Annotated in this window: 9 protein-coding genes; 2 read left to right on the top strand and 7 right to left on the bottom strand. The window is 73.3% G+C overall.

Annotated features, from left to right (window positions below; genetic code table 11):
- Positions 1-1,493: NADH-ubiquinone oxidoreductase-F iron-sulfur binding region domain-containing protein (locus R7226_RS30290; protein ID WP_318601243.1), on the top strand; the 1,493-nt coding region annotated here is incomplete at its 5' end.
- Positions 1,490-1,741, top strand: a complete 252-nt coding sequence (locus tag R7226_RS30285; RefSeq protein ID WP_318601241.1) for a ferredoxin — start codon at positions 1,490-1,492, stop codon at positions 1,739-1,741. The genes R7226_RS30290 and R7226_RS30285, both read left to right, overlap by 4 nt.
- A 19-nt stretch (positions 1,742-1,760) precedes the next feature.
- Here the strand turns inward: R7226_RS30285 and R7226_RS30280 are convergent, their stop codons facing one another.
- From R7226_RS30280 to R7226_RS30250, 7 genes are all read right to left on the bottom strand, one after another.
- Complete coding sequence (locus R7226_RS30280) at positions 1,761-2,834, bottom strand: SIS domain-containing protein (RefSeq protein WP_318601240.1); 1,074 nt, start codon at positions 2,832-2,834, stop codon at positions 1,761-1,763.
- Complete coding sequence (locus R7226_RS30275; protein WP_318601239.1) at positions 2,831-3,619, bottom strand: SIS domain-containing protein; 789 nt, start codon at positions 3,617-3,619, stop codon at positions 2,831-2,833. Before R7226_RS30275 ends, R7226_RS30280 begins: the two co-directional genes overlap by 4 nt.
- Before the next feature lie 28 nt (positions 3,620-3,647).
- Positions 3,648-4,400 (bottom strand): GntR family transcriptional regulator, encoded by a 753-nt coding sequence (locus R7226_RS30270; protein ID WP_318601238.1) that lies wholly within the window; start codon positions 4,398-4,400, stop codon positions 3,648-3,650.
- Positions 4,397-5,296, bottom strand: coding sequence for an ROK family protein (locus R7226_RS30265; RefSeq protein WP_318601236.1), 900 nt, complete (start codon positions 5,294-5,296; stop codon positions 4,397-4,399). The genes R7226_RS30270 and R7226_RS30265 overlap by 4 nt, the downstream gene beginning before the upstream one ends.
- On the bottom strand, positions 5,296-6,135 hold the full coding sequence (locus R7226_RS30260) for a carbohydrate ABC transporter permease (protein WP_318601234.1): 840 nt from the start codon (positions 6,133-6,135) through the stop codon (positions 5,296-5,298). The genes R7226_RS30265 and R7226_RS30260 overlap by 1 nt, the downstream gene beginning before the upstream one ends.
- Entirely contained in the window at positions 6,132-7,025 is an 894-nt protein-coding gene (locus tag R7226_RS30255) for a carbohydrate ABC transporter permease (RefSeq protein WP_318601232.1), read from the bottom strand. Before R7226_RS30255 ends, R7226_RS30260 begins: the two co-directional genes overlap by 4 nt.
- A 79-nt stretch (positions 7,026-7,104) precedes the next feature.
- Positions 7,105-8,466, bottom strand: a complete 1,362-nt coding sequence (locus R7226_RS30250; RefSeq protein WP_318601231.1) for an extracellular solute-binding protein — start codon at positions 8,464-8,466, stop codon at positions 7,105-7,107.
- Between the last annotated feature and the right edge of the window lie 348 nt (positions 8,467-8,814).

Here is an 8,814-nt window from a genome sequence, read left to right as displayed (position 1 = left end):
GGGCACGGCGCGGGCGCGGGCGCGGGCGCGGGGCATGGCGCGAGCGCGGGGCACGGCGCGGGGGCGACCGTCCGATGAGCGCGGCCGATCTCCCCCGCCTGCTCGCGGGCGCTCCCGGCCCCGGCCCGACGACGCTCGGCGAGCACCTCGCGCTGCACGGTCTGCCCGCGCTCGCCCCGGACCCGGGCGCGCTGCTGGACGCTGTCGAGCAGGCCGGTCTGCGCGGCCGCGGCGGCGCCTCCTTTCCGACGGCGCACAAGCTGCGCACGCTCGCGGCGGCGCGCGGTCGGCTGCGGCGACGGCCGCTGGCGATCGTCGCCAACGGTGCCGAAGGCGAACCGGCCAGCGGCAAGGATCGCGCGCTGCTGACCCGTTCGCCCCACCTCGTGCTCGACGGCCTGCAGCTGCTCGCGCTCGCGCTCGGCGCTCGCGAGCTGCACGTCGCCGTGCGAGCGAACGCGCCGAGCCATCAGGCGCGCGAGCAGCGGAGAGTTTCGCACCGTAGCGGTACGAAACTCTCCGCAGCTCAGGTGATCGATGCCGCGCTCACCGAGCGCGCCGTCGCCGGGCGCGATCACGTTCCCGTCACCGTGACCGAGCTGCCGGCCGGGTTCGTCGCCGGCGAGGAGCGGGCGGTCGTCAGCGCGCTGAACGGCGGTGCCGCGGTCCCGTCACTCGCGCGGCCGTGGGAGCGCGGGGTCGGCGGCGCGCCGACGCTGGTCCAGAACGTCGAGACGCTCGCGCACGTCGCGCTGATCGCGCGCCACGGCGCGGCCTGGTTTCGCGCGCTCGGCAGCGACACCGAGCCGGGCTCGACGCTCGTGACGATCGGCGGCGCGGTCGCGCGACCGGGCGTGCGCGAGGTCGCGCTCGGCACGCCGCTCGCGGCGTTGCTCGACGCGGCTGGCGCGGGCCTCGCCGACGAGCAGCGGAGAGTCTTGGTCGCTGAGCGACCAAAAGTCGCCGGTGCTCTCGCGCAGGCGGCTGGCGCGCCGCGCGCCGCCGCCCTGCTCGTCGGCGGCTACGCGGGCGGCTGGATCTCGTCCGCGGCCGCGGCGGGCACGCGACTGCTCGAAGCCGACCTGCGGCCGCTCGGCGCGACCGTCGGCTGCGGTGTGATCGCCGTGCTGCCGCGCGGCGCCTGCGGCGTCGCGGAGACCGTCCGGCTGACGCGCTGGCTGGCGGACGAGTCGGCCGGCCAGTGCGGGCCGTGCGTGCACGGACTCGACGCGATCGCGAGCGCGCTCGAACCGCTCCGCGAGCCGGGCCGCCCGGTCGACGATCCGCTGCCCGGCGTGCGCCGCTGGTGCGGCGACGTGAGCGGCCGCGGCGCCTGCCGTCACCCCGACGGCGCGGTGCGGATGCTGCGCAGCGCGTTGCGCCTCTTCGCCGCCGAGTTCGACGACCACGCCCGCAACGGCGCCTGCGCCGCATGCGCGGCGACGCCGACGCTGCCGCTCCCGGCGCCAGGTCCGACGGTGGTGATGGCATGAGCCGCGACCGCCTCCAACTCGATCCGATCGCCTGCGACGCGCACCGGCTCTGCGCCGAGCTGCTGCCAGAGCGGATCGGGCTCGACGACTGGGGCTATCCGCTCCTCGCCGACGGCGGCGAGCTGCCGGCCGAGCTGGTCGCCCACGCCCGCCGCGCCGCCGCCGCCTGCCCGACGCTCGCGCTGCGGCTGCGGCGGCGACCCGCGGCGCGCGAGGACCGGAGGTCTACTACCGCTCAGCAGCAGTAGACCTCCGGTCCTCGATCGCTCAGGCGGTCGCGGTGACCTTCGAGAGGCCGGCGGGGTGGTCCGGGTCGATGCCGCGGGCGCGCGCGACGGCAAGCGACAGCTGCTGCAGCCGCACCGCGTGCACGAGCGGCCGCAGGTGCTCCGGCAGGTCGCCGGGGACCGGGATGTGGAGTCCGTCGGAGTCGAGCGGATCGCCGACCACGTGCACCGGCACGCCACGTTCCGCCAGCAGCGCGACCACCTCGCGGGCATCGTCGCTGACCGGGCCGCGGGCGTGCTGGAGCACGACCGGGCGGTCCGGCCGGGCGAGCGCGAGCGGGCCGTGGCGGACGTCGACGGTCGACCACGCCAGCTGCGCGGTGCCGGTCGTCTCGATCAGCTTCAGCGCCGCCTCGCGCGCGACCGGCAGCAACGGGCCGCGGCCGAGATGGACGCAGACGTCGGCGGACGCCAGCGCCGCGGCGAGCGGCAGCACGGCCGGCTCGTCCTCGATGCACGCCCGCACCGCGGAGGAGACCGCGGCCGCATCCAGCGGAACGACGCCCGACCGATCCACTGCCGCCGCGGCCAGCGCGAAGGCGAGCAGCGTCGCGGTGAACGTCTTCGTCGCCGGCACCGCCGTCTCGACGCCGGCGCCCAACGGCGCCACCGCGTCGGCAGCGAGCGCGAGCGCGCTGCCCGGGTCGTTGGTGATCGCCATCGTCACCGCCCCGCCGGCGCGCTGGCGTTCCAGCGCGGTGACGATCTCCGGCGTCGCGCCCGACTGCGAGACCGCGATCGCGAGCACGCCGTCGAGCCGCGTCGCGAGGCCGTAGCGGGTCGCGATCGACGGCGCCGTCGACCACGCCGGCACGCCGAGCGCCTGCTCCAGCAGCACGCGGCCGTACGCCGCCGCATGATCGGAGGAGCCGCGCGCGGTCAGCGCGACGCCGCGCAGCGGCACCGGCAGCGCCTCCCTCAGCGCCGCCGTCCACTCGCCGGCCGCGGCGAGCGCCGCGTCGACGACGGCCGGCGTCTCGCCGATCTCCGCCGCCATCGCGGCGCCGAGCACGCCCTCCACGCCGGCACCGCCGGCAGCGGAAGCGCCGCTCACCCCTTCATCGCCTCCTTGAACGCCGGCAGCTGCTTGCGCTGCGCCTCGATCATGCGCTCGCGGTAGATGCCGTAGACCTCGTCGGTGTCGGTCAGCGTGACGCCGGGGACGGTCGGCGAGGCGAACGTCGGCATCTCGATGTCGCGCGCGGCGAGCACGGTCGCGGTGCGTGCGACCAGCTCGTGCGCGAGCGACATCGCCAGCACCGTCGAGGAGCCGGCGACCGGGCGCGACCAGCCGTCGACGTCGACGATCGCGTCCTCGACCGGCGCGCAGGTGTCGATCACGACGTCGGCGACGTCGGGCAGGCGCTTGCCGGAGGAGTGTCTGGCCGGCTGGTCGAGCATCGCCTTGGCCGTGATCGCGATCACGAAGAGGCCGCGCTCCTTCGCGTACAGCGCCGTCTCGATGCCGGAGGCGTTGCGGCCGGAGTGGCCGAAGACGATCAGCGTGTCGCCGGCGTTGATCGGCTGGTGGGCGAGGAACTTGTCGGCGTAGCCCTCGGTCCGCTCCAGCCACAGCAGCTCGCGCACGCCGCCCGCGCCGAGCACGTTGTGCCACATCACGCGCGGGTCCGTCAGCGGGTTGAGGCCGACGTAGGAGCCGTAGCGGGGGAAGATCTCCTGTGCCGGCAGGACCGAGTGGCCCGAGCCGTAGAGGTGCACGAGACCGCCGTCGGCGATCGAGGAGGCCATCGCGTCGGCGGCCTGCTCGAACGCCTCGGTGTTGACCTGGCCGGCTCTTTCGAGCAGCGCGACGAGTCGCGGGAGGTAGAGGTTCGACATGAGAGGGTGGGTCCTTTCCGGGGTGGGGCTAAAAGGTGCGGAGCGTCGAGCGGATCTCGTACTTGTCGCCGCGCATCGTGGAGACGGTGAACTCGTACGGACCCTCGTGGTCGTGCGTGGTGCGCTCGACGACGAAGACGGGTGTGCCGGCGGCGATCCTCAGGATCGACGCATCCTCGGGAGCGGCCGAGCCGACGCGGTAGACTTCGACCGCCTCCCTCGGGACGATCCCGTAGACGGTCCGCAGCCGCTCGTAGAGCGACGCGTCGTCGTCGTCGGCGATGTGGAGGTCGGGGGCGCGGTCGATCCGCACGTGCGCGGTCTGCACGCCCATCGGTTCGTCGTCGCCGAGGCGCAGCCGGCGGATCCTGTTGACGTCGTCGCCCTCGGCGATGCCGAGTGCGGCCGCGACCGCCTCGCTCGCCGGCACGACGGTCGCCGACAGCAGCCGCGAGGTGCCCTTGGTGCCGAGCCGCACGACCTCCTCGGTGAAGCTGGTGAGACCCGAGTCGCCGGCGATCAGGCGCGCGTCGCGCACGAACGTGCCGCGCCCCTGGTCGCGTCGCAGCAGCCCCTCGGCCTCGAGCTGGCGGACCCCTTGGCGGACCGTGATGCGCGAGACGCCGAACGTCTCGCAGAGCTGGTCCTCGGTCGGGATCTGGAAGCCCGCGCCCCACTCGCCCGCGGTGATGCGGGCGCGCAGCGCCTCGGCGAGCTGATGCCACAGCGGCTCCGGGCGACTGCGGTCCAACGGGCCGAGCGGCGGCGTTCTGGCGCTCATGGTCGAAGCTCCCACCAGGTCGGGCCGCTGTGCGCGGCGATCAGGGCGCCGGCGATGCCGGCGCGGGGTCCGAACGCGCCGGCACGCACCGGCACGTCACGAAGATGTCGCGGCAGTCGCGGCGCAAGCTGCTCGCGCAGCAGCGGCTCCAGCACGTCGGTCGCGGCGGCGACGCCGCCGGCCAGCAGCACGACCTCGGGGTCGAGCAGCGCGACGGCGCCGGCGAGCGTCGCGCCGAGCGCCGCTACGGCCGGTTCGAGCGCCGTCAGCGCGGCCTGCTCGCCGGCCCGCGCGGCGGCGATCAGGCCGGGGCCGTCACGCGGCGGGTCGAGCGTCGCGCCGAGCGCGTCGAGCGCGCTGCCGGAGGCCTGCCGCTCCAGCCAGCCGAGCCGCTCGTCGCCGGGATCGGCGAGGTCGGCGCAGGCCCAGCCGAACGAGCACGCGCCGCCGTGCGCGCCGCGCGCGATCCGTCCCTGGCTGAGCACGGCCGACCCGATTCCGGTCCCCACGGCCACGAGGATCGCATCCCGGGTCCCGGAAGCGGCGCCGTTCGTCGTCTCGGCCAGTAGCGCGAGCTGCGCGTCGTTGCCCGCGACGACCTGCGTCTGCGGTCCGCCGGCCGGCGCCAGCAGCGCCGCCAGGTCGACGCCGTCGAGGTACGGCAGGTTGGGCACCCAGCGGCAGACGGTGCCGTCGACGAGGCCGGGGATCGTCACCCCGATGCCGGCCGGCACGTCGGGCAACTGGCGCGCGTAGGCGGCGACGCGCGCGCCGAGGTCGCCGGCCGAGCGCGGCGCCGGCTCCTCGCCGAGCGGCCGCGGCTGCTCGCCGGGCGCCTGCGACCACGCCGCCCGCAGCCGCGTGCCGCCGAGGTCGATTCCGAGCACGGCGGCCATCAGCCCGTCATCCCCGAGCGCGACATCGTGTTGACGAAGAAGCGCTGCAGGATCACGAACAGGATCAGCGGCGGCAGCACCGCGAGCGTCGCGCCGGCCATCACCTGCGGCGTGTTCGCCGCCGAGCCGGTGTAGGTCAGCAGGCGCGCGAGCGAGATCACGATCGGCGACGCCGACTCGTTGCCCTGCAGGACCGTCAGCGGCCACAGGTAGCTGTTCCAGTGGTAGACGAAGGCGAACATCGCCAGCGCCGCGAGCGCCGGCAGCACGTTCGGCGCGATGATGCGGAAGACGATCCGCAGCTCGCTCGCGCCGTCCAGGCGCGCCGCCTCGATCAGCTCGTCGGGCACGCCGGCGATGAACTGCCGCATCAGGAAGATCCCGAACGCGTTCGCCAGGTTCGGCACGATCACGCCCGCGAGGCTCGCGTCGAGCCCCATCTGCGTGACGATCCGGAAGAGCGGGATCAGCGTCACGATCGGCGGCAGGAACATCGTCGAGATCAGCACCGCGAACAACACGTTCTTGCCGCGGAAGCGGTACTTCGCGAAGACGTAGCCGGCGAGCAGGCTGGTCAGCAGGATGCCGGTCGTGGTGAGGCCCGCGATCAGCGCCGAGTTGAGGAAGCTGCGCGGGATGTCGATCACGTCGCCGACGTTGGAGAAGGCGTCGGCCGTCGGGCTGCCGGGGATCCACACCGGCGGCGTCTGCAGCGCCTCGTCGGGACTCTTGAAGGCGGTCGCGACCATCCACAGGATCGGGAAGGCCGCCATCACGCAGGCGAGCAGCATGAAGCTCAGCAGCGCCGCGCGGCGGGTGAAGCCGATGCGACCGGTCATCGGTCGTCCCCCTTGCGCATCAGCGCGAACACGAGCGTGACGACGACGACCAGCGCGAGCAGCAGCGTGACCGCCATCGCGGAGGCCAAGCCGCCCTGCGAACGCTCGATTCCGACCTCGCGGATGTGGTACGTGAGGACGTTGGTGGCGCCGACCGGGCCGCCCTGGGTGATCGTCGCGACCGGCTCGAAGACCTGGATCGCGTTGATCAGCGCGATCACGACGCAGAAGAGCAGGGTGCGCCGCAGCAGCGGCAGCGTGATGCGGAACAGCAGCTTGACGTTGCGGGCGCCGTCGAGCGCGGCCGCCTCGTAGACCGACGGCGGGATCTGCGTCAGCCCCGCGACGACGAGCACGGTGAAGTAGCCGAGCTGCTGCCAGACGTTGAGGAAGACGAGCGATATCAGCGCGCTGCTGGTGTCCGACAGCCACGGTTGCGGGCTGATGCCGAACCAGCCGAGCGCCTGGTTGATCGGCCCCTCGGTCGGCGAGTAGAGCTTCGACCAGACGATCGCGACCGCGATCATCGGGACCGTGTAGGTCGCGAACAGGACCGTCCGCAGCAGCGTCGTGCCGCGCACCGCGGCGCGGTGGACGATCGTGCCGAAGAGGATCGAGAGCGGGATCAGCAGCGCGATCGAGACGCCGGCGTAGACGAAGGTGTTGCGCAGCGCCTGGCGGAAGTCGCGACCGACGAGGTCGCTCCCGAACAGCGCGTCGAAGTTGTCGAGCCCGACCCACTCGGCGTCGCCGAACGGCGTCGCCGTCGACCATCTGTGCAGCGACAGCCACACGGTGAGCGCGATCGGGATCAGGACGAAGATCCCGATCAGGCCGACGCTCGGCGCGAGGAAGCCGGCGGTCCACCAATTTTGTCGTGCGATTCGCATCAGGTGTACGTCCAATCGAGCGGCGGAACGAGAGCCGTGCGCTTGATTGCACGCACGGCTCCCGTCACCTGCCGGGGGTCTATCCCGCGGCGGTCTCCAGGACCGATTCCGCGTCTGCCTGCGAGCGCTCCTGCGCGTCGCCGGCGCTCATCTGGCCGGCCTGCAGCGCCTCGAGGTTTCTCTGCAGCGCCTCCGTGAACTCCTGTCCGCCGAGCACGATCGGGAACGGCTTCGCGTTCGGCAGCTCCTCGACGTACGCCGTCAGGAAGTCGCGGTCGAGGTCGCCTCTGTAGGCCTCCAGGTCGGAGGTGCGCGAGGGCAGGATGCCCATCGACTGCAGCAGCGCGGCCATCGCGCTGTGGCCCTCCTCGCCCGAGTCGGGGCCGTTGAGGTAGGCGAGGAACTCCCACGCCGCTCTTTGCTCAGCGTCGTCGGCCTTGCCGTTGACGACCGTCATCCACGAGTAGGAGACGGAGTGCGCGGCGTCGCCGCTGGGGCCGACCGGGATCGGCGCGGTGGCGACGTCTCTGAAGGCGTCTCTCATGCCGGCTCTGAGCGCCGACTCCCACCAGTTGGCCATGATGATCATCGCCGTCTTGCCGGAGACGAAGTTCTCCAGATACGGGCCGGTCGTGTTCGCGTCGGCCGTGCTCATCTGCGGGCTGGAGACCTTCGCGCCGTTGGCCAGCTCGTCGACCAGCTCGAACGCCTCGCCGGCCTGCGGCGAGTCGAGCACCGCTCTGCCGCCGGCGTCGATCAGCTCGCCGCCGTTGGAGTAGAGCAGCGAGGTCCACGGGTGGACCGTGCCGGCCGCCCACGAGCTGATCAGGCCGAAGCCCTGCTGCGTGATGCGGTCGCCGTCGCGGACGGTCAGTCTCTTGGCGTCCTCGACCAGCTCGTCCCAGGTCGCCGGCGGCCCGTCGATGCCGGCCGCTCTGAACAGTCTGGTGTTGTAGTTGAGCGCGTAGAGGTCGACCTCGTTGGGGTAGCCGTAGGCGGCCCCGTCGACGCTCGCGGCGGCGGCGAGGTTGGCCGGCCACTCGGCCTCGATCTCGCTCGTGTTGGCGGCCGGGGCTCTGGAGAGCACGCCGTCGCGCACCAGCTCGGGCAGCCACAGGTCGTAGATGCTCGCCATCGTCGGCCCGTTGTCGCCGCCGGCCTGCGAGCGCAGCGTCGTCAGCAGGTCGGCGAACGGGACCGCGCGGATCTCGACGTCGACGTCGGGATGGTCGGCCTCGTAGGCGGCCGTGACTCTCTCGAACGCGGTGACCGTCTCCGGCGCCCAGTGCGTCAGGAACGAGATCTTGACCTTCTCGCCGGAGCCTCCCCCGCTCGCGGTCGTGCCCCCGTTGTCGTCGTCGCTCGACCCGCCGCAGGCGGCGAACGCGACCGCGCAGACCGCCAGCAGCAGCAGCGCGAGATATCGGGACGTTCTTCTCACAGCCCTCTCCCTCGGTGATCGCCCCTCGTCCGTGCCGCGGTCGATCCGAGGCCAGAGGGGATGTCGATAGGATGTTATAATGAATCCTGTCGGAGGAGAGGGGCGGCTGTCAAGTCGACTCGCTTCGGCAGGGTCGGGAGAGGCGCTTCCGGCGCACCGCGACCCCCATACCCTCACGCCATGACCACGCTCACCTGCGCTCACCTGCTCATCGACGGCCGCATCACGGGGCCGGGTTCGCTGCTGCTCGATGGTGGGCGGATCGCGGCGGTGCGGGAGGGCGGCGTCGAAGCCGGCGCGGCGCGCGGCGGCGCGGCGGGCGGCGGCGCGGCGGGCGGCGGCGCGGCG

The organism is Conexibacter stalactiti, assembly GCF_033542075.1.
GTDB classification, from domain to species: Bacteria; Actinomycetota; Thermoleophilia; order Solirubrobacterales; family Solirubrobacteraceae; genus Conexibacter; species Conexibacter stalactiti.
Note: the sequence above shows the minus strand (reverse complement) of the source record. Positions and strands in the feature narration are given on the sequence as shown.